Genomic DNA, 25,515 nt, shown 5'->3' with positions numbered 1-25,515 from the left:
CTATGGCTGACGACGACGGAGGCGTGGAAGAGTCCATCAACTCGTCCGCGCGGATCGCGCTCACCATCGCGATCCAGCTCGGCGAGAAGCTGGCCCGCGCGTACCAGGACGCGATGCGCGAAGCGCAGCAGCGCAGCGCCATCGAGGCGCGCGAGCTCGCCGCCCGCTACGAGGGCGAACGGGCATCCGCGCGACAGGCCGTGTCGGTCGTCAACGATCCCCAGTGGTGGGATCAGGCGAGCGTGCGCGACGTCGCCCGTGTCGCGGAGACGGCGACCGCGTGGAAGGACGCGGACCCGCAGATCGCGTCCGCCAGCGCACTGATCGCGTCGGAGGCGAAAGAGCGCTTCGGCGTCGACGTCGCCACGCTGCAGGGCATCGCACGCGACACCCCGACCGAGCTAGACCTCGCGAAGCAGTGGGCCTCCACTGCGGCGCCTGATGGATACCACCGACACGACGAGGACCGTCTCACGATGCCCGTCGGCGACACGCTCGAAGCCAATCCCTCAGCCGAACGAGCGCTCATTGCGGACTACCGCGCGGCAGTCGCCGGCGACGTCCCCGCGCTCGAGCTGAGTGTCGCCGAGGAGTGGAAGCGCGCCAACGATCCGGTCGGCTACCAGGACTACCGCGTTGAGACAGCCGTCGCCTTCGATGACCATGGCCGCGCGCAGCCGGCGGATCCGGCGGTGGCTGAAGCCGCGCGTGCGGCTCTCGTGCAGGAGTGGCGCACCGACCAGGCCGGCGGCCCCACCGTCACCGCAGCAGACACCGAGCGAACACAATCCCAACGCGACTTCACCGAGGCCCAGGTCATGATCGCGGAAGCCGACCGCCTCGACCGCGCCAACGACGCCTCAACCCAGATCACATCGTCCGAGGTCCCCGTCGACTCCGCACGACGTGCCGACGATCTCGAGCAGCAGGCAGCCCAGTACGACCGTGATGCAGAGGCCGGCGGCACGCCCTCGCAGAGCTCCGAGGAGCTGCGCAGCCTCGCTGAGGATGCCAGGGCTCAGGTCGCCCTCTACCGCGACGACAGCAGTGCGCAGAGCGCCTTGAACGAAATTCCGGTATCGACTGACGAGGGACGTTCGGTCGCGGCTCGTTCCGAAGGAGAGCTCGCCTACGACAGCGCAGAGCGCCGCGCGCACACGGCAGCGACGATGCAGGCTCAGAACGTACCGGTGGAGCAGGTGAACGCGCGGATGACCGTCGACGCATCCTTCGCCACTCCCGCACGTGGCGCGGAGCCCACGAAGCGCACGCGCGTCCCCTCAACCCGCGGCAGCCGCGGCCAGGGGACTGAGATCGAACGATCCAAGCTGGGCCGCTAACACAGCGAGGGTGGGCCTCGTGCCACCCGATCTTGGAGGAGCTAGATAGGTATCTAGCTATCTAGGTCGATGCGGCGCCGTTGGTGAGGGGTTCGTCCCGTCAGCTGCTCCCGTCCGGCCAGTCGAGCGCTGCAGTGATCTCCTTGGGCCGTCGGTAGCGCCGCCTGCTCTGCCGGTACGAGTGGGTCGTCGGTGTAGCTGGAGACGGCCATGGGGGAGCCGGTCTGGCTGAGGGCGGAGTGGAAGGCGTGCTCGTCGTGGCCGCCGCAGATGAGGATCCCGCCTCTAGGTCGATGGAGATCGCGTCGCATTCGGCCGTCGACGACTGCGACGCAGAAACTGCGGGGGAGTTCAACAGCTTGTTGGACGCCATCCTCATAGCCGCGGTCGGCGTCGCGACGCGGATCCGGGACAATTGCGGGATGAACGGACGCGACATCGAGTTGCCGAACGGCTACGAGCCGTTCTTGCGTTCGCTGACGTCGCGCGTTCAGGACGCGCAGCTGCGCGCTCAGCGCACCGTGAATGCGCAGCTCATCAGCCTGTACTGGGACCTCGGACACGCGATCCTCGACCAGCAGGCCAAGGAGCCGTGGGGCACGAAAGTCCTTGACCGGCTCGCGGAAGACCTGCGCCGAGAGTTCCCCGCGATGACCGGACTGTCCCGCAGCAACCTCTTCTACATGCGCGCCTTCGCCGCCGCCTGGCCTGACCGAGAGAAAGTCCCACAGGCTGTGGGACATTTGCCCTGGGGCCACGTCCGACTGCTCCTCGACAAGCTCTCCGCCCCCGACGCGCGCGAAGCGTACGCCGCCGCCGCGGCCGAGAACTCCTGGACGCGCTCGATGCTCCTTACCCACGTCAAGAACCAGACCCTCGAGCGCGCCGGCCGCGCACCGTCGAACTACGTCGACCGGCTCGCGCCCGCCGACTCCGGCCTCGCACGCGAGATCGCCAAGGACCCCTACGTCTTCGACTTCCTCAACCTCACTGAAGACGCCGCCGAGCGCGACATGGAGAACGCGCTCCTCGACCGGATCGCCGAGACGCTGCAGGAGCTCGGCACCGGATTCACCTTCGCCGGCCGCCAGGTTCACTTCGACGTCAGCGGCCGGGACTTCTACCTCGACCTGCTCTTCTTCCACACCGAACAGCTCCGGTACGTCGTAGTCGAGCTGAAGAAGGGCGACTTCGAGCCCGCGTTCACCGGCCAGCTCGGGTTCTACATCGCCCTCGTCGACGAACGACTCCGACGCCCGAGCCACGCCCCGACCATCGGCATCCTGATCTGCGGCGACAAGGACGAGCACATCGTCCGCTACGCCCTCAGCCAGGCAGCATCACCCATCGCCGTCGCGACCTACACCTACGACGCCCTCCCCGACGCAGAGCGCCTCGCGCTCCCCGACGAGCAGCGCATCATCGCCGCCATCGACGTCAGCGGGGAAGCCAACGAATAGTCCCACAGCTTGTGGGACTATTGAGCAATCCGCGGTTTTCAGGCCTACATGTCGGCGCAGCCGTCGACTCGCCTCACTCCTTGTAGCGCGGTCCGACTTTGTAGACCCAGTCATCGATGCTCTCTGGGTCACCGGCAGCAGCGGGATCGGGCTGTTGCGAACAAACCAGTACTCGGCTTCGTCGGAGGCGACCCAAAGCGGGCGCCGGCTGACGTGCTCGACGTACCAGCGAGCGCGACGCGCGCGACGCGCAGGGATTGGCCAAGACTGCTCCGCCCAGACCCAGTCGGTGAGGCTTGCGAAACCGTACGGCAGGCCCCGTGTTGGGCTGAGGGCGATGGACCGTTGAATACGGTGAGTCATTGCGCCGCGAGCGGCGAGAAGGCGACCAATTTTCTCACCGGCCGTCGAGGTGAGGGAGGCGACGCGGTCATCCTGCTGCGACAGCCTCGCCTCCCCTTGCCCGGACAACATCCAGTAGGCCTCAGACAGGCCGTAGACAGCGTCCAGCGCCCATTTAGTTGCCACAGAACAGCGCCCTCATCCCATATGCCGCTCAGCTCACGGAAGAGATACGTCGACCAGATCAGCGATCGCAGACGAACGCGGTACTCCTCCGACAGCTCGGGCGACGTCACGAGACGCCGACGAGGTCGAGAGTTTCTGCAGCCCCCTCACCAGTCCCACGGATAGTGACGGCCCCGGCAATAAGCACGTCGCTAAAGACGATCTAGGAGATCGGCTTCGGGAGGCTCGTCCGTTCTCGCTTCTGAGGCTCCTCAGGCAGACCGCGATTTCCCGGATTCAAAGTAGGACCATTCCTCCTCATCGGCCCAGTCCCGAGGTATGAGTCCATGGCCGCGCCACGTCTCCCGGATAGCACTCTTGAACCATGCGTCGTCAAGTTCGGCGTGTTCGCACAGAATGATTTGGAGTCGGGGGGCAAGTTCGGAGGCAATGTCGCGAAGGAGTTCAAAGACTCGACGAACCGCGTCAGGGTCCGTGTTCCCCTCTCGTTGCTTACCCTCCGAGAATGGCTGCGACGGCTGATCAAGCATTAGAATTCGAGGAGTTGGTCGTTTCTGCTGCACAAAGAACCGATGGAGAGCGAGATGCGCTGCGATATGATAGCCAACCCAATTACCACCGCTTCCAATTTGCCTAAGCGTCCTTGGGCCGTCGAGAGTGTCGGCCACAATGGTCAACTTGCGAACATCAAGACGCACACTTCGGCCTGCATTCTCTACGCCAAGTCGCGCGGCGTAATTGGTTATGTCTTCCGATATAATATGTAGAAGCGACTCGAGCAATTCCGCAACCTCGGCGTCGTCCAGTTGCTCGCGGAGAGAAGACACTCGCAAACCTGTTGCCTGAAGCCGTTCGCGTAATGTGGCGAGGGCAGCCTCGTCGACCGGGCGGGTACCGCGTAGGGTGGCGTCGATTCGACCGCGGATGAAGGCGCGTCGGCTTGCGTCACTCCGTCGATCTGTGCCAGATGTGCTAGCTATTTGAGTTGTGACTAAAGCGGCATCCACTGCCACCAATTCCCCTCTGAGTTGATCGATTTGACCCTGCGTTTCGTCTAATGCGCGCTGGCGGCCTGGGGTGGCAGTGATGAGGTGCTCGATGTCAGCGCGTAGCCGCGTAAGTCGATGGGTCAACTGCTCGGGGAGGGGATCATCGCCTCGAAGCGCCTGTCGACAAACGGGGCATTCAAGCTGTCCACCATCTGAGTCACCGACCAGCTGTAGGCTCTGTAAGCGCCCAGCTTGCTGGCTGATGGCAGATTCATACCCCGACGCTCCAGATGACGCCTCGAGCAAAAGGGTTCGATTCTCCATCACCGTCGCGAGCTGGTTGCGAAGCTGTCTTTGACGCTGCCGGAGCTCCTGCGACCTATCGGCCGTTGTAGTGTCGACCGGTTCTTCGTCCGTGTTCGCGACCGCTGATCGTAGTAGTTCGAGAACGAGCCGCCGGCTATCTGGTGACTCGGCTTCGGCAGAAATCAGGCCCACGGTATAGGCCTCATGCAGGAGCGCCCGGAGATCCGCCTCGACGCGTTCCGCGTCGTCCTCTGCCCGGGCGAGCGCTGCCTCCTGCTGTTTTTGAACGTATTCAGCGGCGCGAAGGTCCGCCTGTCTTTTCGACTGATCGCCATCGACCGCGCCGAGGAAAAATGGAAAAGCGTCTTGAAGTCGCCGCCGGAGTTGAGGGTCCTGAGCGCGGTGAAAGAGCTGCGATTTGCCAGCGATCTCGTCCTGGTTCTGGAAAGAAAAGACGCTTGCCGTGCCAAGCGTCACGGTCATGGATTCACCATCAGCATCCGAGCGGGCGACGCGAATATCGTTCAGCCCGACCAGAGCTCCCAGTTGCTCTCGCAGCTGGTCAGAGTTGAGGTTCACCTCGAGCTCCGCAAACGAGAGTTCCGCGAGGTCGTTCCCACCGAGGCGGATGGCAGCGACGGTGGACGTGGCTTTGCCCTTCGATGGACGGGGTCGCGCAACGAACACGCGGCTACCTCCGTCGAGGCTCCAAAGGCAGCCCACCCAGCTACACGTGTGGCCGATGATCCCCGGGAACGCTGGCGCATCGTCCTGTCCCATGCAGTAGTCGACGATGTCCAGCAGCGCCGACTTGCCGGTACCGGAGTTCCCGACGATCACGTTCAGGACGCCGGGTTCGAACTCAACGGTTCTGGTTCGTCCGTCTTCGTTGTAGAGGACCACTCGCAAAAGCTGCACGGAGCTATGGTGTCACGCCGAGGATCGCAAACACTGTTGCGGACGACCCGACCGTCGCGAACCATTTGCCAAGGAACGAGGCGGCCTTCACCATGTCCGGTACGTCGGCGCCGTTCTTGCGTGGAAGGCGACCGAACAGCTCGCCGTGTAGCTGTCCCTCCGCGTCAATCTGCAGTGTCGGAGTTCGCAGCCCATAGCGCAGGCCCTCTCGAACATGCGGGGCCATTGCGCGAGCACGAGGCGCCAGTCCCGCGAGAACCACCGGATTGCGCTCCACCCACTTTGGAAGGTGCGAATCGATCCTACTCGGAAGCGCCTTCCGAGTGTCATGATGAAACGACATGGGCGCGACGAGGAAACTGAGTTCCCAGGGCATGCCTGAGCTTCCCTCTGCCTGATACCGATTGGCTGCGGCAGCGAGAACGACAGTGATAAGAGCTGGATTCAGCATCGTCGCGATGCTCGGGTGTCGGGAATCCCACGACGGAAGCTCCATGACGGGTTTGACAGGCTCCGAGGCATGCCCGCTCACGGGACACGCTCGACTGTAAGCATGCGAAGCATCGCTTCGAACTCTGGGTGCCAGCCGTAGCATTGGCCGGACGCGTCGCTGTTAGCGAGCTCGTAAAGTACTCCACTTCGAAAAAATGATTCCCCATAATCGGCGCGGAGATACGGGTCTGTACGGTCACGCATCTGAGTCCAAAGGCTGTATCCGGCGTCCGACTTTTGCTTATCGGTGGCTCCGTCGGGTAACCCGCGGAGCATCGCATCCCAAGCGTGGTCCCATTGCTCGGCAAGATTTTCGCGGTATTCTTGGAGCTCAGCTAATTCAATGAGGTGGTTTGACACCCAAACGGTCGCCTGCTCTACCGTTCGCCAAAAATCGATAATTGCTCTTTCAAGCAGGCGAGTAGGTACCTCAATCCATCCTAGTTGCTGAACGAAAACCTCTCCGGAGTGTAGGTTGACAATTCTCCTTGCCTCTTCAGCCACGGGCCGGCCAACTGTTCGAGGTAAAGATCGAGAGGTAAATCCGTCTCGAAGGCGTTCCGCCTGAGCACGGACTTGAAAGGCGGTCACGGGAGGCCTCCGCTTAAGGAGTAAGTCAATTGCGACTTCGTGCCACCACGATCGAAGCTGCGCCTCGAACAGTACCAGTTGAGGTTCAGGAAGGCTCACCCAAAAAAGTAGTCTTCGAGTTTCCGCTCCAACTTCCTCAATACTGATGGACTGGTCGAGGATCCGAAGGCGCGCGAGAACTCCTACTCTAATAGGTTTCGGCTGCTCCAGCCATAGTTGACGTGCGGCCTTGGTGTCCTGCGATTGAGAAGAGCGGGCGGCGTCGTCAAGTAGGTCCAGGGCGCGGGTTTCGTTACGGTTGCCATCGACTTTTAGCAAGGAGGCGGCAGACGCGGGCGCTGCAGTCGCAGTGGTAACTAAGCAAAGCATCGGTCCATCAATATCCCGCATGACGGCGTCGTCAAGCCAGACCCGAATGCTTCGCCACAGGTCTACAGAGCGATCGCTTAGTGAGCCCTTATTGATATGGTGCTTCACCTGCAATAATTCGGTGGGCCCAGCATCGTCTTGCCAGGACACGTCATCAAACTGCTCGAGCATCATCATCTGATCGGGACGATCGGGTCCGCTTTTGAGCATATTCAATAACGCCCAGTCGACCTGGTGCAAGTACCCGAGTGCACTCGGTGCGGCGTCGTGATTGACCACTAGCTACCTCCCCAGGCTGGTCCAACGAATCAAAACTTTAGCGTCGGTGTTGCGCCGCTGTCCGCCCCCTTCAGTCAGCAACTCTTCGCCTAGTGGGTCATGCCAGTGGCCGCCATCGGAGCCGCGGCAACACGAGGAAAGCTCCGATAATCGAAATTATGTCAGGCGCGGTGGAAACTTCTCGACGCTTTTCTGACGGGTGGGACCTCCCGGAAGCGGTGGTGATGCCAGGAGCTGTACGAGAAGCCGGTGGCTAAGGGGCGCACCAGCGCGCCGCGCTGTTGTGACAGCTCGTCTCGCTGCCTCCCTCGTTCAGCAGTTACAGCTCAGAACGTCGCACCCACGCCGAGTATGAACTGTTCAGCTCGGCTGCAAGGCGCGCGAGCTGGTCCTCGCTCGCACCAGGTGCGATCTCCTGAACCGCATCCTCGGTCTCGAGACGGGTGTACGAATCCCAGTTGTAGGCATCGCTGCCGCCCTCTGGGTCCAAGAACAAGCCAGCGTCGTCTGGGTTGGCGTAGGTCTCGTTGAACAGAGCAAGAATCTGGTCGTCGGTCATGGTGTCCTCCTGTAGTGGATTCGGTTCGATCCGCGTACCTGTTCTACGGGGCGGCAACCCCTCTCGGAAGCAGCTCCACCCCCTCGACGGCTGTTTCCCAACTTCGGGACGCTCCACGACGTCATGTACCGCACGGTCGGCGTGCGGTCGCCGCTGAACGTCGGCGAAGCGGCATTCGCGGTTCGCGCGACGCCAAGGCGGCCTGAGCGCTCAACTTGCTCGTCGAGGCGCACCTACACTGGCGACCTATGGCGACGGATCCCGGCACCGAGCACTCGACGCTCCCCGGTCTTGCCGGCGCGCTAGTCGGAGCGTGCGCTGCGGTCGCCATCGCTCTGGCCAGCGAGCTCACGAGCGTGCTCGGTACTGCGCTGCTCGCGGGAGTTGGGTCGTTGCTCGGCTGGGGCATCTCGGCCCTTTTCACGAGTCGCCGCAAGACTCTGCCCCTCACGGTGGTCGCCCTCGCCGCCGTCGTTGCCTTGGTGATCCCCGCGTGGTTCCCGCGAGCTGAGGGCACGGAGATCGAGGCGAGCCTGCCTGGACCCACCAGCCCCAGTGACGGAGGTGCCGCCACCATCGATGACGGCGAAGACCCCAGCTCCGAAGGTGACACTCCATCGACCACACCTTTGCTGGTTCCAGACAGAACGATGTCCTTCGAAGCGGTTCCCCCGGAATCGGCACCCGACGACATGAGTGGGCTGATCGGCCTTGCCAAGTCGCGCTTTGGTGACCCGCAACGACTGACTGTGAAACACATGACGTACGACTCGGACCCGAACGATCACTATCCGAGCATCATCTACACATTTACGGGCACCACGGCGATCGCTTTAGCCGAGACCGAATGGGAGTGGTTCAAGGCCGGCAACAGCGGCGACGCCGTCACCGATCCGATCACAGTCGGAGACGTCCATTGCGCACTTCATCCCCAGGGTGATGGGTACTCGAACTCGGAGTGCTGGCGATGGGACGACGACTTCGCCGTGGCTGTGACCGGGCTCGGGTTCCCGACTGGATCGGAGGGCTCGGTCGTAGCCGCTGTTGAAGATCTTTTCGTCGCGATCCGTAACGCGAACTGACACAGTGTCGTCGTCCGCGTAGTTTGCCGAGTTCTCCAAGCACTCCTCGAAGGAGTCCGCGGTCGGCCCATCCTGCTCGAGCGGGCCGCTTTCGCCGCGGCCTACTGGCCGGTGAGGGAGTTCACGAGCAGGCTCGTCTGCGTGTCCCTGACGCCCGGGATTGCCCTGATCCGTTCGAGGACGGCGTCGAGCTCGGCCGTCGTCGCCGTCCGCAGCTGTACGACGAGATCCCAGGTGCCGAGAGTCGAGTGCAGCTGCTCGACCTCGGGGAAGCCGCGGACGGCCCGGATGACGTCCTGCCCGGACCGTGGTTCGCTGAGAACGAGAGTGAGGTGCAGCTGGTGACGCCTCGATCAGACCTCCCCTTCTACTTGGGATATATCTCCGATAATCTACGTTATGTCAGTTTGTTCGCACATACTCCGCTCGACGGGCTCCGAGGTGTGGTTGCACACGAGCTTCGGAACCCGTCGGAGTCCCGCCGGCTAGGCGCCGGGTGCGAGGCCGAGCTGCGTGAGGATGCCGAGCTCGTCGCTGCTTCCCCAGCGCTCGGCGAGTTTGCCGTCGACGAAGGTGCTGATCTGCATGCCGCGGATCTTCACGGACTTGCCCGTCGGCGCGTGGCCCTGGAACACACCGGTCTGCGTGCCGGTCAGCGTGTAGGCGAACGCGACGCTGTCGTCGTCCGCGACGAGCTTCTCGACCTCGAGTGCCATGTCGGGGAACGCGGTCCGCAGGTCGCCGAAGAACGCGGCGTATCCCTCTGGACCGGGTGCCTGGCCGGGCGCCGGGTCGTGATCGACCGAGTCGGGCGCGACGAGTGCGTCGAACGCGGCGAAGTCGCCGGCGTTGACCGCCTCACCGAAGGCCTGCTGGGAGGCGATGTTCTGCTCGCGAGTCATGTGCTGTCACCTGTTCTGCACCGGTCCGGTGCCTCGAGGAGTGGTGCGGGTCGTCAGCGACGGTACGCAAGCCCGTCGAAGGCGGTATAGGGCTTGCGCGCTCCCCCGGGCGCTTCCCACTGCCGCTTCTCATAAGCGAGATTATGTCAGTTTAGGTGCCGCGCACCTGGAGAGGCATGGCAGTTTGCGGTCGCTGCTGCCGCCGTCGCCTACGCTGACGCCTCCCCGGCGTCCCGTCGGTGCTGGCGGGGTGTGACGCCCTTCTCGGCCAGGAACTGCCGGTTGAAGTTCGAGAGGTTGGTGTAGCCGACCTCGTAGCAGACCGCCGCGATGGACAGCGTCGTCGTCGTGAGGAGGCGCCCTGCGTGGGCGATGCGGAGCTTGCGGATGAGCTCAATGAAGTTCTGGCCGGTGGCCTTCTTGAAGTACTTCGAGAACGTCGCCTCGTGCATGCCGACGAGGTCCGCTGCTTCGCCGACGCTTACCTGGCCGGCGTGGCCGGCGAAGGCGTACTCGAGGACGATGTCGACGATCGCGGCCGCGCGGTCATCGAGCTGCGGCATGAAGAACTCCGTCGCCAGCGGGGTGCGGTCGCCGGCGGGTGAGCGAGCGAGCAGCGTGAGGAGCTCGAGGAGGAGCGTCAGCCGCTCGAGTCCGGTCGTGAGCCCGATCCGATTGATGATCGGTGCAGCGACCTCGGCGGTCGCGGGAGCGAACTCGATGCCGCGGGCGCTCTCGGCGAGGAGGGGCCTGATTTCCCGCGCGTCGAGCAGGTCGCGCCGATCGACTGCTCGTCCTGCCAACCGCCGACCACGACTTCTCCCGCCTCTCCGCCGGCTCGCGCACAGGTGAGCAGCTGCGTGCCGCCTTCCTCTTCCTCCTGACCTGGGGATCGATCCCGTCGATCTACTTCGGCGATGAGATCGGCATGCGCTACCTCGACGGGCTCCCGGACACCGAGGGCAGCGTCTGGGACCCGCGCTTCAACCGCGCCGGCTGCCGCACCCCCATGCAGTGGGATGACCGGCTCCCCAACGCAGGCTTTTCCACGGCGCCGACAGCCGACCTCTACTTGCCGCAGGATCCCGACCCAGCCCGGCCGACCGTTGCGAAGCAGCTGGCCGATCCGAACTCGCTCCTGCACTTCGTCCGCGAGCTCGTCATGCTTCGTCGAAGCACGCCTGCGTTGCGCACCAATGCGTCGCGACAGATCCTGGCGGCGGGATACCCCCTCGCCTATCTTCGCGGTGGCACCCACCTCGTCGTCATCAACCCTCGTCGAGAGGCGGCGAGCGTCGACCTCAGCATCGCTGCGTCAGCGGTCCTGCTCACAGGTGAGGGAGTCACCCTCAGCAGGAACACCGCGTCGGTCAAAGGATTCGGTCACGGCGTCTTCGAGTTGATCGGCTCTTCCGACGTTTAGGTCACGGCTTCTTCGGTGATCAGACATCAGACCTGCGCGTCCGGCGGGAACATCCCGGTCGGCGGTGCCGTGTAGGGAAGCATGTCGCCTGGCCGGTTCTCGTCAGTTGACGTTGCGAACGGTCCGCTGGGTGAGAGCAGGACTCGCATGTGCGGGTCGAGGTGGTTGATCCAGTAGGCGCTGAGTGAGCCGGCGCTGGTGCGGATCTCTTCCCACATCCGCCAGAGGGCTTCGATGCGGGTCAGCGCCTCGACGCTGCTCCACCACTCAGCCGCCCACCGATCGCCGGCCGCCTGGCCCTTTGCCGTCACCCGGCGTCGGTAAGAGGGCCGGAGAAACTTCCGGACCCACTCGTCGGCGGATCCGAAGTACGTCGCCGGCACCTCTTCCTCGTCCTCAGCCTCCGCCTCGACGGGGTGCAAATTGACGGGTCGAACCGGGGCCGAGAACGCATCCGTGTCGACGTCGAACAGGTCCTCGTCGCTCATCGCTCACCCCGGAGAGTCGCGTCCTGGTCCACGTCGACGTCCGCCGCTGGCTGCGCCTCGAGCGGAGGTATGACCGTCACGACGGGCGACACCGGCGCGGAGTTCGCCGGTCCGCTGCTGGCGTCGTGGGCGGCGATGGAGGCGTTGATCGCGGCGACCTGCTCCTTCGGGCCGTTGTACCAGGGCACGGTGTCGACGAGGGCGGCGCGGGAGCCGGAGGAGAGCATGATCGCGCGTCCGCGGCCCATGCTGGTGAGGTCGGCGACTTCGAGGATCTTCTCTCGGCGCAGCGCCGAGGTGGTCGACCGCACGCCCTTGTTGTAGCTGGCGGAGGTGGTCTCCTTGTCGTAGGTGCCGATCAGCTCGGAGAGGGTGCGCAGGAACTCGTCTTCCGCAACGCCGCCGGCATACAGCTTCACGTTCGCGGCGGACCACAGCTTGAGCATGCCCTCCTTGCCGAACACGCCGACGCCCTGCGACCAGGACTGGAACACGGCCATGATCGGGATCCCGCGCGAGCCGTAGTGCGAGTACAGGTCGGGCAGATCCTTCCACCGGCACACGTTCGCGGCCTCATCCAGAACGGCGACGAGCGGCGTCGCCAGCCGGCCTCCGCGGGAGCGCGCGGCGTGCTCCTCCGCGGCCTCGATGGTCGCGGCGGTCAGGGCAGTGACGAGGGGTCCGGCGGTGCCGGCGCCCTCCTTCGACAGCGAGTACAGCGTCTGGGTCGACGTGACGAACGTCTCCGGGACGAACTGCTGGCGGGTGTCGTTCGGGCGGGCGTTCACCCAGTCGGCGGTCGCGGCGCTCTTCAAGCACACCGCCATGCCCTGCGCGGTCGAGTAGATCCCATCGCGGGCCTTCTCAGCGGTGTTCATGATGCCGCGGACCGCTCGCGCGTTCGTCGGGTAGCCGTTGTCGTGCAGGAGCTCGACGGGCGTCTCGTCCTCGACGGAGGTCAGCCAGAGCAGCACGTCGCTGATCGGCCGGTTCCCGGCCGCGGCCGCGAGCAGCAGGTCGGACAGCAGCTCTTGGCCCTTGCCGTCGAAGTAGGCGTCGGTCTTCGCGTTCATTGCCCGGGTGCCGGAGGCGAAGTGCGTCGCGAGCTTCGCGGCCTTCGTGTCGTCGGTGACGTAGGAGAGGGGGTTCCACCACCAGGTCGCATCCTCGAACGCGACCCGCTGCGGGTCGAAGACCCACACGTGGCCCTTGGCGGCGCGCACGTCGCGGGTTGCGTCGAGCACGTCGCGCTTGTTCGACGTCGTGACCACGGCGCCGGGGGCGGCCATGATCGCGGGGATGACGAGGGAGGTCGACTTGCCCACGCGCGGGCCGGCGATCAGCAGCATCATGTCCTCGAACGAGGCGTAGAGCATCTGCTTCCCCAGGTGCAGCCGCCCCACCGGGACGCCGGGGTTCTCAGCGACACCGAGGCGGGCGGACTTCTTCAACGCTTCCTTGCGCATCATCGGCGCCAGATCGCGCGGCGTCGCCATGTATCGGGCGGCGTGGTCGACGCTTGAGCGGTTCTTCCGTCCGAGTGAGCGCATCCACACGAGCCAGAGGCCGACAAGGACGATGACGGCGACGGCGGCCGCGGCGATCATCGTTGCGGACGTCGACCACACCACTCGGCCGCGGAACAGGCCCGAGATGATTTCGAACGGATCGGAGGGCAGGCCCTCGTTCACTCCGTCAAGCTGCGACCCGACCGCGACGGCCACCCAGACGATGCCGATCACAGCGATCGCCGCGAGGGCGGCGCCGAGCATCAGGCCGTCGTTGCCTGCCTTGCCGGGCTCGCGGCGGCGGTTGTTGGCGGTGGCGCTCATGCGGACTCCTCCGTGTAGATCGGGCCGGTCCACTGCGGGGTGCAGTCGTCGGCGGCTGCTTGGTGCGAGGTCCCCCAGGAGAGGACCGCGAGGCACCGCTCCGCGAAGGAGACGGGAAGATCCGTCGTGTGGAAGCCGTGCTCCCCCGGAGCGGACCGCTGGCAGGTCCAGCGGTAGCCCTCGAAGGCGAGCGTCGACGGGCAGCTCACGCGATCACCCGGTCCCACTGGTCCCAGGCGACGAAGCTCGCCATGAGCCCGACGCCGGTCCAGCAGATCGTGAGCAGGAACCGGTCGCGGTCCGCCGTCCGCTGGCGGGCGCGGAGCGCGCTGTTGATCGCGGCCCCGCCGGCGCCGGCCGCGACGCAGCTCGCGCCGAGAGCGACGAGGACGCTCACGGCAGGATCTCAACGTTCACGGGATCGGTGGGCAGTGGCTCCGCCGCACGTCCCGCGCGGGAGGTCGCGTGCCAGAGCTTGTTGGTGTCGTTGACCTCCTTCTCTGCTGCGGTCAGCTCGACGCGCACCGGGATACCGGGACGTCCGCCGACCTTGATCAGGAAGCGGCCGCGGCCGGGAGGCTCGGACTCGTGCCCGGACACGGGGTCCCAGGCGGGCGGGTCCTGCCAGGAGGTGAGCATCCCCTGCTCCGCGATCGACATCGGCACGGCTGACGTCAGCAGCGGCATCTCAGCGCCCGGAAGGCCGCCGCAGATGACCATGCCGGAGCGTTCCACGAAGCCCTTCGCCTTCATCTGATCCTCCGAGGAGGCCAGTGCGAGGAGGTCGGACATGGTGTGGCTGATCATCGCCAGGCCGACGCCGCGCGCACGGTTCAGGCGGGTGAGCGCGTCGACGCGATCGACCATGCCCTTACCCGCGCGCAGCGCCCGCCACAGCTCGTCCAGGATCACGAAGTAGTGCCGTTGCGGTTCGAGCTCCGCGTCCGCGAGGGCGGCCGCGACGTTGACGGTCCCGAAGCCGGCGGACCAGCAGGCGAGGAGGATCGCGGCCTGGAGGTCGCCTTCGGAGTCGTCGATCGAGGACACGTCGTAGACGACGGGCCGGTCCCGGCGCATCGGCGTGGTCGTCTGCTTCGAGAACACCTCGCCCAGGCGTCCACCGGTGGTGAGGCCGATGAGGGAGGCTTCGAGGTTCTCGGTGACGTCCTTGTACTTCTCGATGTTCCCGCGGTCCAACGCGACCTGACGAACCTCGTCCGGCGCCTCCTGGATCACGCGCAGCAGATCCGCGAGGACCGGCACCCCCTGGTGGTGCTCGTCCAGGTACTTCAGCGCCCGGTCGATGATCGTCTCTTCACGGTCGCTCGGCGGCTGGGAGCGGAGGATCGTCAGCAGCGCGGCGACCATCGTGTGCCGGCGGCCGTGGGCGTCCGCGAGGACCTGGTGCGCGAGGCGCTGCACCTTCGCGGCGTGCTTGCGCAGCCGGCCGACCTCCGCGATCATCGCCGCGGTGTCGTCGGAGACGCCGAGCGCGTCGACCTGGTGCGCGAGCTCGTCGGCCCGCTCGAGCGAGCGGTCGGCCTCGTCCCGGAGGCGCTGCGCCGCCTCCGACGCCTCGCCGGGGTCGAGGATGTTCAGGTACCCGCGGCCACGGCCAAGAGGGATCACCTGCCCGTCGAGGGCTTCGATCAGATCCACGTAGTCCGGCTTCAAGTCGCCCAGCACGAGCGGGATCGTGCCGTATCCGGCGAGGCCCACGGCCATGCGACGGGTCAGCGAGGACTTCCCCAGGCCGGGCTTGCCGAGCACGAACATCGACGGGTTGCTGATGAGGTTCGCGCGCTGGAACCAGCTGATCGGGTCGCAGCAGACGGACGCGCCGGTGGAGAGGTTCTTCCCCAGCGGCACCCCGATCATCGGCGTACCCGTCCCGACCGAGAACGGGTACAGCCCGCACACCTGCACGGTCGTCCCGCGGAACTCGTCTGCGGCCGTGACATTGACGGCCTCACCGCCGCCGCGGCCGAGCCACCCTCGGATGCTCGGGCGCAAGGGACGGCGCAGCGCCGTCCCCTGGCTCTTCTTCTTCCCGCCGTGCGGGATCTCGATCTTCTTCCCCTCTCGGCGCCGGGTGCGCGGGGTTGTGCGCTCTCTGGTGAGCGTCGGGCGCTGAGCGACCGCCGCTACCGGGGCCGGAGCTTCGCCCTGCCCGCGCGCAGCCCGCCGCGAGGGTGCCGTCGTATCGGTGCCGGGCTCTGCCGAGGACGACACGGCACCGGTGGGCAGGCCGTCGCCGGTCAGCTCCTCCCCCGTCGTATCGCCGTGGGCGGCGGTGACCGCTCCGTCCGGCAGGACGTCCTCGCCGGGTTCGAGCTCGTTGTCACTGTTCGAGGAGAACAGGCGGGTGATCAGGCTCACAGGGACTCCCTCACTTCGGTGGGCAGGCGCAGGTGACGCGGGAGCACGAGCCCCAGCGGCAGACCCGCAGCGAAAACGGTGTCCTGCGACCCGAACGCCGGCCGCACTCGAAGACGCGCCGCGGCGGTCAGCGAGTCGATCGCCGCGCGTGCGTCCGCTTCGTGCACAGCGTCGGTGGTCGTCGCGGTGACGATCAGGCCGAAGTTGAGCAGGCCAGCACCGGAGGCCTCCTCCGCCGCGGTCGCCTGGGCGGAGCGGGTGGAGAGGGTCGAGCGGGCGGTGGGCTTGGTCGACGCGGAGCTGTTGAACTGCGCCGCGTTCAGGTCCGCCTCCACGATCGCCGCGGCGCGGGCCGGGTCGATGGGGCGGTAGAGCAGGGTGACGCGCTTGCGAGCGACGTCGCGGTGCGGCGCGAGCAGGCGCGCGAGGATCCCGGACTGCACGACACCGCGCGGCGGGGAGGTCATCGTCCACGACGTCGACACGGCGCCGTCGTGCCGATACGACTCCCACCGGGACTCAGCGGCCGCGGGGCCGACGTCCGTCCACGACAGCTCGGGCACGTCCCCGGAGGCGCGGGCCTCATCGATCAGGACGGCGGCGGCGGGGTCGTAGGCGATCCGGATCACCTCGCACAGTTCCTGAGCACCGAGCGGCCGGGCAGCGCCGGCCCCTGTCGCGGCAAGGCTCGTCGTCAGGCCGGGCAGGCGGGCGGCGAGGTCGGCGGCGACCTCCTTCGCGTTGCGGCGCTTCCCGCCGATGCGAGACAGGGAAGAGAAGGTGATCGCGACGTAGGCGCGGATCGTGGCCGACCCGACCGGGTAGCTGCTGACAACCTCCGAGAGCATCGCTCGAGCGAACTCCGGTGCGTCGGGGTCCATCGACCCTTCGACCTCCGAGCGCAGGCGCGTGCCGGTGTCGGGGGCTGTCTCGACGGTGACGGAGGCGGCCTCGATGCCGGGCTCGTCTCCAAGGTTGGAGAGCCAAATGCCGTACTCCGCGACCTGGTTGTTGACCTGCTCCTGATCCACCAGCGCGGCGCCGTCCGGCTCCGTGGCGATCACGACGGTGTAGTGCTTGGTGGAGGGGACGTGCACGAGAGCGAATCGGCGCCCGTGCGAGTCCTCGTGCTCGGAGAGCTGCGACGCCGCAGCGAGTCCGGGGAGCTGGAACGTGCCCCATTTCGCTCGACCCGCGGGACCTGAACGGTAGACGTTCGCTCCCTTGGCCTTCGTTCGCATCCAGTTCACGCGATTCACCGTCCTTCCGAGGGCGCTCTGCCCGTGCTTGTCCTTCACCGACACCGTCAGCAAGATCCCGCCGAAGATCGCGGCGACGATCAGCGCGGCCCCGAGGCCGGAGAACATCGAGGCGATGATCGAGGAGAGGATGCCGACGAACAGCACGCCCGTGGCGAGCTGTCCGAGGCCGCCGAGTCCCGCAGTTTGCGGGCGACGCCAATTGCCGTACGTGCGCGGCGCCTCAGCGCTGCGCGTAGGAGTTGCCGTGCTCATCAGTTCCCGCTTCCGTTGCCGCCAGTGGCGTCGTCCGTGGCGGCCTTGACCGCCCCTGCTGCGTGCTTCGCGCCTTCGGCGGCCTTCCCTGCCACCGCAAGGCCGACACCGATCGGGCCTCCTGCCGCGGCTGCGGCACCACCGCCTGCCGCCGCACCGCCCGCTGCCGCACCACCGCCGGCCGCAGCTCCGCCAGCTGCGCCACCGCCTGCTGCTGCGCCGCCGCCTGCACCGGAGGCGGCCGGAGTCGCAGCGGGTGACCCCTTGCTGCCGGCGGAGGCGCTGCTGCCGGACGGTGCGGAGCCGAAGCCACCGCCGCCGGGCGACCCTCCGCCCCCGCCGCTGTCGCCTCCGCTGCGCGAGCGGATCGCTCCGCTGGCAATCTCCGCCGCTCCACCGGCCGCGGCCGCACCGAGCAGGAGGCCTGCACCGCCACCGCCACCGCCCACCGAGGCGACAGCGGGGACGAGGAAGCGCATCAGCGCGGGCAGGGCCACGAGCGCGATGAGCATCAGCGCGAGGCCCGTGACGATCTGGAACAGTCCAGTCCCGTCCGACTTGAACAGATCAGTGCCGGTCATCCGGAACGCGATCGCGTAGACGATCGCCGCGGCGGGCTTGTAGAGGATGAAGGCGAGGGTCCAGGCCATCGTCTTCTTGAACCACTGCTGCCCGATCTCCGTATTGGTCGCGGCCGCGGCGATCGGGAAGATGCCGGCGAGGACGACGAGCATCGCGCCGCGGAACACCATGAGCGCGATCTGAACGTAGGTCATGAGCACGGCGAGGATGCCGAGGAGGAACAAGCCAATGAGGCCGATACCCGACGTTGCGGTCAGCGAAATCATCGCGAAGATGTTCGTGCCGAAGCAGTTGCTCTCACCGTTGGTGACGTCGCAGTCGGTGGAGTTGTTGAGGATCCAGATCGAGAAGGCGTCGCCTGCCTGCGTGGCGAGACGGATCACGACGAGTCCCGCGCCGGCGACGGCGATCAGCGTCAGTACCGACCGGGCGAGGGTGCGCAACTCGCCCGCGCGCTGCGTCCAGACCATGCGGCCGGCGGCGACGAGGATCGACAGGATCGCGAGTCCTCCGGCGTACCACTCGAGCTGCCCTTGCACCCAGCCGACGACGCTCGAAGACTCGTTGAGGTGCAGCGCCAAGGGCAGGAACCCTGTCACGAGCGCTGAGGCGGAGGAGAGCAGGAAGACGGCGAAAATGATGACGCCAATGCGTCCCATGTGCGCCTCGCCGTCGCCGTGGCGGCGACGGGTGCTCATCATGACGCCGGCGATGATGAGCGACATGACCGCGAGGCCCGCCGCGACCCACGTCACGTAGCCGAGGATCGTCTCGAACGCTTCCGGTAGGGGCGGGGTACCGCCACCGTTAACGCCGCCTCCCCGGTCGACCACGGTCACCGGGGAGGGAACGTTCACCCAGAGGGTGCCGAGCGAGATGACCGCTTTGCCGAAGCCCTCCAAGATGTTGTTCACGAACTGCTGCAGAGCGTCGTTCGACGCCTGCGAGACGACCTTGCCGATGCCTTCTCCGGTCCAGCAGAGAACGTCGACGACGGAGCACGGCTCTTTGTCGGGGACTGGGGTCATGTGGTGCCGCTCCAAGGGAGGTAGCCGCCGAGGCTCTGCAGAGCGACCGGGCGGAAGGTGGGGAGTCCGTCATCGGTGAGCACGAACTTCCAGTCGCCCTCGGACCAGCTGAGGGCGTAGGGGAAGCTGATGAGACGTCCGTCGGAAATCTGGAAGGCGATGTCGATGGTGGCGTTCTGGCCGTCGTAGGCGAGGACTTTCACGCCGGCGATCTGGGAGCTCAGGCCGGTGTTGCTCTGAGTGGTCTCGCGGGCCAGCGCGGCGTCTCGACCGGGGCCGGGGACGGTGAGGCGTTCGGTGACGAGGTCGCTCAGACGGCCGTCCGTTCCCATCGCCCAGAGGTTCGCGACGGCGAAGGCTGCGCCTTCCACGGTGTGCGCGTAGCAGCTGCGGACTCCGTCGGCGTCGACGACGCCAGGCCCTGCATCGTCCGAGGAGGGCGCTGCCATGGTCCCAACGATGGTCCATTCCGCGTCGGGTGCGGCAGCGAGGCTGCCGCTCTCGTCGAGTCCAGGGAGGCCGCAGATGCTCGCAGCATCGGCGTCGAGCTCTGAGGCCTGGGAGGTGGGCGTTGCAGTGGTGGCGGGCACGGCGGTGCCCTGCCCGCCACCACTGTCCAGGGACGTGACGGCGAGCAGAATTGCGGCCAGGACGAGGATTCCGAAGATGATCGCTCCGAAGATGAATCCTCGACTGGTGAACGGGTTGCGCTGCTCCGTGTCGCTCATGACGTCGTGCCTTTCGTTGGTGGTGCGGTCGGTTTCCTCCGGACGCTACGCACCCATGAGGAAGCCGACGATCGTGAAGGCGGCGGACACGATGATCACGCCGACGAGCAGGCGTCCGAGCCAGCCGCCGATCTCTCCGCCTTCGCCGCGGCGGGCGGAGACGGTCATGGTGACGCCGAGGATGATCAGGCCGACGACGGCAACGCCGAGGCCGACCCACTTGGCCCAGCCCATGACTGTGGTGAAGGCCTCGAATCCGGGGGGCATGCCGCCGGGGCCCGGATCCGGCACGACCGCGCCGAGCGCGCCCGCGGTGGTGAGGATGTCGGTCGTTGCTGCGAGCAGTGCAGACATGGTGTGCTCCGTTTTCTGTGTTGGGTGGTGCGGGGTGATCGGCGCCGCGGTCGCGACGTCGAAAGGGTCCGGTCATCCGGTGATGAGGGGGCCGTCGGCGTAGGCGACGTCGAAGTGCAGGTGGTTCGGGGTGTCACCGAACTGGGTGATGTGCTGATAGGTGGTCGACCGGCACTGGATCTGGCCGGCGCGAGAGCCCTGGGGCACCTGCGGGTCCAGGACCGTCAGCAGTTGCAGGGCGTTCGCGTCGCAGCCGGTGGTGGCCGTGCCGTCGAAGGAGAAGAAGTCAACGGCGTTCCCGCCGCCGTTCATCCAGTGCGAGGAGCCGGTGCCGGCGCCCAGCAGTGAACCGGTGCACTGTCGGTTGAGGTCGGAGACGCCGACCTTCCCGAACGTGTTCAGGGCGATGGTGATGACCTGGAGGATCCGGACGTCGATGCCGCAGTTCTCTTTGGCGGTCCCGGCGGCCATGTCGCGGATCTGCTGCGCGTAGCGGTCCTCGAGTAGGCGCAGGCGCCCCTCGTCCATCGCCGTCACGAGTCCGGCGGCGAGGGCCTGCGCGTCTCCGGACACGGCTACGCATCCACCGACCGGCTCAGCCGTCGTAGGCGTGGTGCTGGTCGGCGTCGACGGAACACTGACCGGTGCGCCGGTCGTCGCCGGCCCCGTCGTGGTGCTACCGAGCCCGTTCAGATAGGTCATGATCGCCACGGCGTCGGCGCGGTACTTCGTGTAGTGGTTCGGGTCGGCGTTGCGCTGGACCTTGTTGATCGCGATGGAGGGCTCCATTGCCGGCCAGCCCTCGACGGCCACGAGGCGGTCGTAGAAGAAGCCCGCCGAGGTCGTCGGGTCCATGCGCTGCTCGACGGTGCCCCAGCTCGACTGCTGCTGGAACAAGCCGGTCGAGTCAGCGACCGACCCGTCCGGGTCGATCGCACCGTCCCCGTAGCTGATGTTCACCAGGGAGGACTCCCCGATCGCCGTCTGCACGCCGAGCGTCTGCCCGTCCGCGCCGAGCCCATTCGCTGCCCCTGCGTTCACGATCAGTGCCGCGTTCACCAGCTGGTCGTGTCTATAGGCGCCGACCTTCGCGTCCGCGGGGATGGCGGAGACGTTGATGGGCCCCCCGCCCGGCAGGCATGCCGCGGCAGCGGAGCCGCCGAAGAACAGCACCCACAACAGCATCGCGACCGCCACGACGGGCACCATGACCGCCGCCAGCACCCCCAGTCCCCCCTTCTCCATCCGGCTACTCCGAGGCCAGAGGGGTGATCTGCTCGACGGCCCAGGGAGTGCTCTCGCTGGTGCGGTGGACGTACACGGAGTACTCCCCCGCGTCGGTGGGGACGAGGATGCGCATCGTGAACGCGCCGTCACCGTCGCGCACTCGCGCTTCGCCTGTGACGCTCGTGCACGGCACGTTCGCGGGGTCGACCGTCTCGTAGGCGATAGCCGCCCGCTGCGAGAGCACCGGATACAGCTCATTGATCCAGAACTCGTATTCGAGCGACGGACGGCAGAAGGCGGCAACCGCATTCGTGGCTACCGCAACGGTGTCGCTCACTACATCTGGTTCTGGAGTCGGCTCAGTGTCACCAGGACCAGGTCGGCTGGGCGCGAGTTCCGCTGCTGAGGGCGCAGCGGTCGGTACAGGCGTCGTCGTCGTCGGCGACTCGCTCTCGTGCGGTGCGTCGTCCGACCGGGTGGAGGTGCAGCCGCCGATGAGGAGCGTGGCGCAGAGAGCAAGCAGCACGGGCGAGTACCGAAACGAAGATGCGAGCACGCGTCTAAAACTACCGATTTCGGTAGCTATTGCAACCTGAGTGAGTTACCGAAATAGGCTTATATCATCTTTGGTACATTCCATGCGTGGCTAGACGACCAGCGCCGGGACCGACGGACTTCTCGCGACGCGTGGTCCGCGCGGTCGAGACGCTCCGCGATCGTGCGCGGCTGACCAACACCGAGCTCATCCGCGCCGCGGGCATCTCGGCGAACTACTTCTACATCCGCCTCCGGGGCGAAGCGCCGTTCACCACCAACGACATCGAGAAGCTCGCCGGAGCCTTCGGAGTCGAGCCGTACGAGGTGCTGCAGCTCGCCTCTTCCCCGACAGCGGAGGATGGCGGAGCAGAGCTCACTGCTGAGCGCATCGACGGCAGGGAGTTCGCTCGGAGACTAAAGTTCCTCGCCGAAGGGCCGACTAGCGCCGATGCTCCGGTCTTCACCCTCGATGCCCTCGTTCAATCGCTCCACGGCCGTGACATCAGCTTCGACCCGGAAGAGTGGGACGAGATGCTCGGGCTGGAGGGCTCCACTCGGCTGCCGGTCGATCTGCTCGTCGGTCTCAGCGAGTTTTTCGGTGTCAGCTACGAGTACCTAACCGCGAGGCGTGAAGACGAAGCCAGCGAGCTCATCGAAGCCGAGATCCGCTTCCACCGGGCATTGCTCGCGACCGGTGCAACCTCCATCAGCGCCCGAGCGCTGGGTGGCATGAACGCCAAGCAACTCGCCGCCGTCACCAAGGCGATTCTCTCGATCGAGCGAACTCCGAAGGAGGGCACCACCCCATGAGCGCCACCCAGAGCAACGACGCCCTGTGGTTCGAGCACGCCGAGGTCGAGGCGCGCACAGCGCACGCATTCGAGCAGCACCGATTCGAGGACGACCAAACCCTGGACGCCCTCCTCGAGCACGTCGCCGACCTGCACGGCAAGCCGATCCACGTCGACGCCATCGACGACACGGACTGGGAGACGCTCACAGCCCTCTGGGTCGACTTCCCCCACGAGGCCCAGATCCTCTACCGCTCGACTGATACGCGGCTCTACCAGATGCACTGCATCTTGCACGAACTCGCTCACATAGTCCTTCGCCACCCCGGCTGCAACGTCCTGGGAGACGACTCCTCCCTCGCGTCGTACCGGGGAACGAACGGACTCGTGCGCGGCCGCCTCCTGGAAACCGGCGGCTCGGAGGACCTCGAGAACGCCGACGGCGACCGGCGCATCCTCGAAGGAGAAGCAGAGCACCTAGCACACCTTCTCTCCCGCTCGCTCCTGCGTCCTCGCTTCCGGGAGGACGAGGAGGTCTTCGGGTAGATGCAGGCTCTGGCACTGATCGCTCTGGTGATTCTCGCCGTCGTCTTCGTCGCCCGGATCCCCGCCGCTGTCTCCCAGCCCTCAAGCCGGCTGTCCTGGCTCGCCAGCGGAGTCGGCTCCCTAGCGCTACTCACCCGAGTCCACCCCGGGCTGGATCGGTTCATCGGTGGTGAGAACTACATCAACCTCGCCCAGAATCTCCTTGCGACCACCGCCTTCTGGCTGGTCATGCGCGCCGCCCTCCTTCAGTCCCGCAGCACCCCGCGATTCTGGACCAGGAAGCTCATCCTCGTTGCCATGCTCGTATCCTTCGCGGTGCCGTTCCTGTTCATCACCGACAAGGAACCCACCTCGAAGACCTTCATCACCGAGCACATCACTCAGACCAGCACCTGGCTCTACGCCAGCATCTATATGACGGCAATCCTGGCCATCTCGACGATGCTCCTGTTGGGTCTCCGCCGCAGACAGGCGCGCTCCTACGGCTTCTTCGTCGCCGGCAGCAGTCTCGTCATCCTCGCGTGCATCGACGAGATCGTCGTCTTGGCTCTCGACCACTTCGAGGTCACCGATCTGGGCTTCCGCATCCTCCTACGAAACGCGTTCGACTTCCTGTTCTACTGCGGCGTCATCCTCATCGTCACCGGAATCGCCTCCTTCACTCTGCAGAAGGCCATGCGAGAGGCGCGACTCGGCCGACATGCGCGGCGACTCCGCCGGCTCGCCACCCGGCTCGCAGTGATGCCGCCCACGAACGGGTCACACGGCACTCGAGACGAATCTCCGATCGCTGTCGTGTACGACCTCGTGATCGCCCTGCGCGACTTCGAGAACGCCCATCGCGGCCGCCTGACCGTCGCGGACGCTCGCCGCGTGGCAGAGGCCGAGGCCATCGTGATGGAACAGCTCCCCTCCCCCGCGACCACGAAGGCCTGGACCTGATGAGCGCACGACGTGGCAGCGCGAGAACTGCCCTAGGAGCGGTCGGAACCGCGATAGGGGCGCTCTCTCTGCTGGCCGGAGTTGGTGTCGTGCTGGGACGGCGAGTCGTGATGCCGGGGCGCAAGAGAACCATGCGGGTCATCGCATCGACCCCGGACACCCTCACCCTCGACGCCACGCCCGAAACCCTTCACGACGGCGAGTACGGCTTCTGGTTCGACTCCGATCGGGGCCATGCACTCGTCGGCCGGATCCTGCACCACGACCCGCTAGGTCGGACCGTGCGCCGGGAAATCCTTCGAGTCAGCGGAGGCGATCTCTCCACCGCTCACGAAGGCCGATGGACCGGACACGTCTTCGCGCGTCCCGAGGACATCGACCCGAACGCGCGCGAGATCCACATCGACTCACCAGCAGGTCCCTGTCCGGCATGGCTCTTCCCGTCGACCGGCGGCGAGGAGGAAACGACCTGGGCGATCCATGTGCACGGCATCCGCACCACACGCATCACGGCGCTGCGCTCCGTCCCCGCGGCACGCAAGCTCGGATACACATCGCTCGTTCCTTCGTTCCGCGGTGATGGAGAAGCGCCACCGACGAGTAACGGAGCGTCGGCCCTCGGCGAAGCCGAGTGGGAGGACGTGGATGCTGCGATCAGCTTCGCCGTGGCGCACGGAGCGCGAAGCATCGTGCTGTTCGGCTGGTCGCTCGGTGGTGGCATTGCTCTTCAGCTGACCGAAAGATCCCGACATCGCGACGTCATCGCAGCCCTTGTCCTGATCGCCCCGGCTACCGACTGGCGGCAGGTCATCCGCGCCGGAGCACGCCGTGCTCACCTGCCATCAGTAGTCGGTGCGCTCGGAACGTTCGCGCTCTCGACTCGCCCGCTCAGTACCCTCGTCGGACTCCCCCGACCCATCGACTTCGACGCCCTGGACTGGACCCGAGAACCGCGACTCACCGTCCCGAGCCTCCTCATCCACTCGGACGGAGATCGAGAGGTGCCCGCCTCGTTGTCGCGAGCGTTCGTGAGCGTGAACGACGAGCGAAGCGAGCTGGCACTGCTTCCGCCGGCTGCACACGCATGGGAGTACAACGTGGCGCCGGACGCGTTCGAATGGATCGTGACGCACTGGCTCGGCCGCCACTCGCAAGTCCCTGGCTCTGAGCATGTAATGAATCAAGATGGGTAAGAGTATCCGTACCTAATTTGGTACGGTGTCCTCATGACGGCAAGCGGGTGGGCGCCTAGGCAACGCGTGGGTCGAATCGCGGTCGACGTCGAGCGCCAGGCGCCGCCGCGTCTCGCGATCCGAGCGCCGACTTGGC

The 25,515-nt window shown here is 66.3% G+C and carries 26 protein-coding genes; 8 read left to right on the top strand and 18 right to left on the bottom strand.

The window, feature by feature from the left end; translation table 11 throughout:
* Positions 1-2: 2 nt before the first annotated feature.
* Positions 3-1,340: a hypothetical protein gene (locus C5B93_RS15570; RefSeq protein WP_104292867.1), complete on the top strand. Its 1,338-nt coding sequence runs from the start codon at positions 3-5 to the stop codon at positions 1,338-1,340.
* Positions 1,341-1,762: 422 nt separating this feature from the next.
* Positions 1,763-2,800, top strand: coding sequence for a YhcG family protein (locus tag C5B93_RS15565; RefSeq protein ID WP_104292866.1), 1,038 nt, complete (start codon positions 1,763-1,765; stop codon positions 2,798-2,800).
* Between the two features lie 779 nt (positions 2,801-3,579).
* Here the strand turns inward: C5B93_RS15565 and C5B93_RS15560 are convergent.
* The 4 genes from C5B93_RS15560 to C5B93_RS15555 all read right to left on the bottom strand — a co-directional run bounded on the left by C5B93_RS15560 (position 3,580) and on the right by C5B93_RS15555 (position 7,831).
* A complete protein-coding gene (locus tag C5B93_RS15560; RefSeq protein WP_146078518.1) occupies positions 3,580-5,541 on the bottom strand; it encodes a DUF3732 domain-containing protein in 1,962 nt (653 codons plus the stop codon).
* A 4-nt stretch (positions 5,542-5,545) separates the two neighbouring features.
* Positions 5,546-6,037 carry a three component ABC system middle component gene (locus C5B93_RS17030; RefSeq protein WP_258068246.1) on the bottom strand — a complete coding sequence of 164 codons (492 nt, stop codon included), beginning with the start codon at positions 6,035-6,037 and terminating at the stop codon, positions 5,546-5,548.
* 32 nt (positions 6,038-6,069) lie between these two features.
* Positions 6,070-7,272 carry an ABC-three component system protein gene (locus tag C5B93_RS17025; protein ID WP_146078516.1) on the bottom strand — a complete coding sequence of 401 codons (1,203 nt, stop codon included), beginning with the start codon at positions 7,270-7,272 and terminating at the stop codon, positions 6,070-6,072.
* Between the two features lie 319 nt (positions 7,273-7,591).
* Entirely contained in the window at positions 7,592-7,831 is a 240-nt protein-coding gene (locus C5B93_RS15555) for a hypothetical protein (protein WP_104292864.1), read from the bottom strand.
* Between the two features lie 248 nt (positions 7,832-8,079).
* On the opposite strand from C5B93_RS15555, the gene C5B93_RS15550 reads away from it, so the two are divergent.
* The gene (locus tag C5B93_RS15550; RefSeq protein WP_104292863.1) at positions 8,080-8,913 is read left to right on the top strand and encodes a hypothetical protein; all 834 of its coding nucleotides are present in this window, start codon (positions 8,080-8,082) and stop codon (positions 8,911-8,913) included.
* Between the two features lie 101 nt (positions 8,914-9,014).
* Here the strand turns inward: C5B93_RS15550 and C5B93_RS15545 are convergent, their stop codons facing one another.
* From C5B93_RS15545 to C5B93_RS15535, 3 genes are all read right to left on the bottom strand, one after another.
* Complete coding sequence (locus tag C5B93_RS15545; protein ID WP_104292880.1) at positions 9,015-9,251, bottom strand: Lrp/AsnC ligand binding domain-containing protein; 237 nt, start codon at positions 9,249-9,251, stop codon at positions 9,015-9,017.
* 147 nt (positions 9,252-9,398) lie between these two features.
* Positions 9,399-9,815: an ester cyclase gene (locus C5B93_RS15540; protein WP_056045707.1), complete on the bottom strand. Its 417-nt coding sequence runs from the start codon at positions 9,813-9,815 to the stop codon at positions 9,399-9,401.
* Between the two features lie 209 nt (positions 9,816-10,024).
* A complete protein-coding gene (locus C5B93_RS15535; RefSeq protein ID WP_258068245.1) occupies positions 10,025-10,618 on the bottom strand; it encodes an AraC family transcriptional regulator in 594 nt (197 codons plus the stop codon).
* A 125-nt stretch (positions 10,619-10,743) separates the two neighbouring features.
* Between C5B93_RS15535 and C5B93_RS15530 the strand changes: the two genes are divergently transcribed.
* On the top strand, positions 10,744-11,238 hold the full coding sequence (locus C5B93_RS15530; protein ID WP_104292861.1) for a hypothetical protein: 495 nt from the start codon (positions 10,744-10,746) through the stop codon (positions 11,236-11,238).
* 26 nt (positions 11,239-11,264) lie between these two features.
* On the opposite strand, the gene C5B93_RS15525 is transcribed toward C5B93_RS15530, so the two are convergent.
* The 11 genes from C5B93_RS15525 to C5B93_RS15470 form a co-directional block, all read right to left on the bottom strand.
* Positions 11,265-11,726: a DUF4913 domain-containing protein gene (locus C5B93_RS15525; RefSeq protein WP_104288556.1), complete on the bottom strand. Its 462-nt coding sequence runs from the start codon at positions 11,724-11,726 to the stop codon at positions 11,265-11,267.
* On the bottom strand, positions 11,723-13,558 hold the full coding sequence (locus tag C5B93_RS15520) for a type IV secretory system conjugative DNA transfer family protein (RefSeq protein WP_104292860.1): 1,836 nt from the start codon (positions 13,556-13,558) through the stop codon (positions 11,723-11,725). The genes C5B93_RS15525 and C5B93_RS15520 overlap by 4 nt, the downstream gene beginning before the upstream one ends.
* Complete coding sequence (locus C5B93_RS15515) at positions 13,555-13,767, bottom strand: hypothetical protein (protein WP_104292859.1); 213 nt, start codon at positions 13,765-13,767, stop codon at positions 13,555-13,557. Before C5B93_RS15515 ends, C5B93_RS15520 begins: the two co-directional genes overlap by 4 nt.
* A complete protein-coding gene (locus C5B93_RS15510) occupies positions 13,764-13,955 on the bottom strand; it encodes a hypothetical protein (RefSeq protein ID WP_104292858.1) in 192 nt (63 codons plus the stop codon). Before C5B93_RS15510 ends, C5B93_RS15515 begins: the two co-directional genes overlap by 4 nt.
* The gene (locus tag C5B93_RS17540; RefSeq protein ID WP_219814056.1) at positions 13,952-15,559 is read right to left on the bottom strand and encodes an ATP/GTP-binding protein; all 1,608 of its coding nucleotides are present in this window, start codon (positions 15,557-15,559) and stop codon (positions 13,952-13,954) included. The genes C5B93_RS15510 and C5B93_RS17540 overlap by 4 nt, the downstream gene beginning before the upstream one ends.
* Before the next feature lie 374 nt (positions 15,560-15,933).
* Positions 15,934-17,451 (bottom strand): SCO6880 family protein, encoded by a 1,518-nt coding sequence (locus tag C5B93_RS15495; RefSeq protein ID WP_181068413.1) that lies wholly within the window; start codon positions 17,449-17,451, stop codon positions 15,934-15,936.
* Positions 17,451-19,061 (bottom strand): hypothetical protein, encoded by a 1,611-nt coding sequence (locus tag C5B93_RS15490; protein WP_104292856.1) that lies wholly within the window; start codon positions 19,059-19,061, stop codon positions 17,451-17,453. The genes C5B93_RS15495 and C5B93_RS15490 overlap by 1 nt, the downstream gene beginning before the upstream one ends.
* Entirely contained in the window at positions 19,058-19,789 is a 732-nt protein-coding gene (locus C5B93_RS15485; protein ID WP_104292855.1) for a hypothetical protein, read from the bottom strand. The genes C5B93_RS15490 and C5B93_RS15485 overlap by 4 nt, the downstream gene beginning before the upstream one ends.
* A 45-nt stretch (positions 19,790-19,834) precedes the next feature.
* Complete coding sequence (locus C5B93_RS15480) at positions 19,835-20,143, bottom strand: hypothetical protein (RefSeq protein WP_104261433.1); 309 nt, start codon at positions 20,141-20,143, stop codon at positions 19,835-19,837.
* Between the two features lie 72 nt (positions 20,144-20,215).
* Complete coding sequence (locus tag C5B93_RS15475) at positions 20,216-21,388, bottom strand: hypothetical protein (RefSeq protein ID WP_104292854.1); 1,173 nt, start codon at positions 21,386-21,388, stop codon at positions 20,216-20,218.
* Positions 21,389-21,392: 4 nt separating this feature from the next.
* A complete protein-coding gene (locus tag C5B93_RS15470; RefSeq protein WP_146078515.1) occupies positions 21,393-21,707 on the bottom strand; it encodes a hypothetical protein in 315 nt (104 codons plus the stop codon).
* A gap of 350 nt (positions 21,708-22,057) precedes the next feature.
* On the opposite strand from C5B93_RS15470, the gene C5B93_RS15465 reads away from it, so the two are divergent.
* The 4 genes from C5B93_RS15465 (at position 22,058) to C5B93_RS15450 (ending at position 25,379) form a co-directional block, all read left to right on the top strand.
* The gene (locus C5B93_RS15465; RefSeq protein ID WP_104292852.1) at positions 22,058-22,717 is read left to right on the top strand and encodes a helix-turn-helix transcriptional regulator; all 660 of its coding nucleotides are present in this window, start codon (positions 22,058-22,060) and stop codon (positions 22,715-22,717) included.
* Entirely contained in the window at positions 22,714-23,244 is a 531-nt protein-coding gene (locus C5B93_RS15460; protein WP_104292851.1) for a hypothetical protein, read from the top strand. The genes C5B93_RS15465 and C5B93_RS15460 overlap by 4 nt, the downstream gene beginning before the upstream one ends.
* A complete protein-coding gene (locus tag C5B93_RS15455; protein WP_104292850.1) occupies positions 23,245-24,186 on the top strand; it encodes a hypothetical protein in 942 nt (313 codons plus the stop codon).
* Between the two features lie 131 nt (positions 24,187-24,317).
* Positions 24,318-25,379, top strand: a complete 1,062-nt coding sequence (locus C5B93_RS15450; RefSeq protein WP_258068244.1) for a S9 family peptidase — start codon at positions 24,318-24,320, stop codon at positions 25,377-25,379.
* Positions 25,380-25,515: the final 136 nt, after the last annotated feature.

The organism is Rathayibacter sp. AY1A2 (assembly GCF_002930935.1).
Classification (GTDB): domain Bacteria; phylum Actinomycetota; class Actinomycetes; order Actinomycetales; family Microbacteriaceae; genus Rathayibacter.
This window is presented reverse-complemented; position numbering and strand designations above follow the sequence as displayed.

Bases quoted from the DNA above. Each gene is read 5' to 3' on its own strand.
- C5B93_RS15540 (WP_056045707.1), bottom strand. From the start codon at position 9,815: ATGACTCGCGAGCAGAACATCGCCTCCCAGCAGGCCTTCGGTGAGGCG.
- C5B93_RS15490 (WP_104292856.1), bottom strand. From the start codon at position 19,061: ATGACCCCAGTCCCCGACAAAGAGCCGTGCTCCGTCGTCGACGTTCTC.
- C5B93_RS15450 (WP_258068244.1), top strand. From the start codon at position 24,318: ATGCGGGTCATCGCATCGACCCCGGACACCCTCACCCTCGACGCCACG.
- C5B93_RS15495 (WP_181068413.1), bottom strand. From the start codon at position 17,451: ATGAGCACGGCAACTCCTACGCGCAGCGCTGAGGCGCCGCGCACGTAC.
- C5B93_RS15460 (WP_104292851.1), top strand. From the start codon at position 22,714: ATGAGCGCCACCCAGAGCAACGACGCCCTGTGGTTCGAGCACGCCGAG.
- C5B93_RS15480 (WP_104261433.1), bottom strand. From the start codon at position 20,143: ATGTCTGCACTGCTCGCAGCAACGACCGACATCCTCACCACCGCGGGC.
- C5B93_RS15485 (WP_104292855.1), bottom strand. From the start codon at position 19,789: ATGAGCGACACGGAGCAGCGCAACCCGTTCACCAGTCGAGGATTCATC.
- C5B93_RS15565 (WP_104292866.1), top strand. From the start codon at position 1,763: ATGAACGGACGCGACATCGAGTTGCCGAACGGCTACGAGCCGTTCTTG.
- C5B93_RS15520 (WP_104292860.1), bottom strand. From the start codon at position 13,558: ATGAGCGCCACCGCCAACAACCGCCGCCGCGAGCCCGGCAAGGCAGGC.
- C5B93_RS15525 (WP_104288556.1), bottom strand. From the start codon at position 11,726: ATGAGCGACGAGGACCTGTTCGACGTCGACACGGATGCGTTCTCGGCC.
- C5B93_RS15475 (WP_104292854.1), bottom strand. From the start codon at position 21,388: ATGGAGAAGGGGGGACTGGGGGTGCTGGCGGCGGTCATGGTGCCCGTC.
- C5B93_RS15570 (WP_104292867.1), top strand. From the start codon at position 3: ATGGCTGACGACGACGGAGGCGTGGAAGAGTCCATCAACTCGTCCGCG.
- C5B93_RS15550 (WP_104292863.1), top strand. From the start codon at position 8,080: ATGGCGACGGATCCCGGCACCGAGCACTCGACGCTCCCCGGTCTTGCC.
- C5B93_RS15530 (WP_104292861.1), top strand. From the start codon at position 10,744: ATGCGCTACCTCGACGGGCTCCCGGACACCGAGGGCAGCGTCTGGGAC.
- C5B93_RS17030 (WP_258068246.1), bottom strand. From the start codon at position 6,037: ATGGAGCTTCCGTCGTGGGATTCCCGACACCCGAGCATCGCGACGATG.
- C5B93_RS15455 (WP_104292850.1), top strand. From the start codon at position 23,245: ATGCAGGCTCTGGCACTGATCGCTCTGGTGATTCTCGCCGTCGTCTTC.
- C5B93_RS15555 (WP_104292864.1), bottom strand. From the start codon at position 7,831: ATGACCGACGACCAGATTCTTGCTCTGTTCAACGAGACCTACGCCAAC.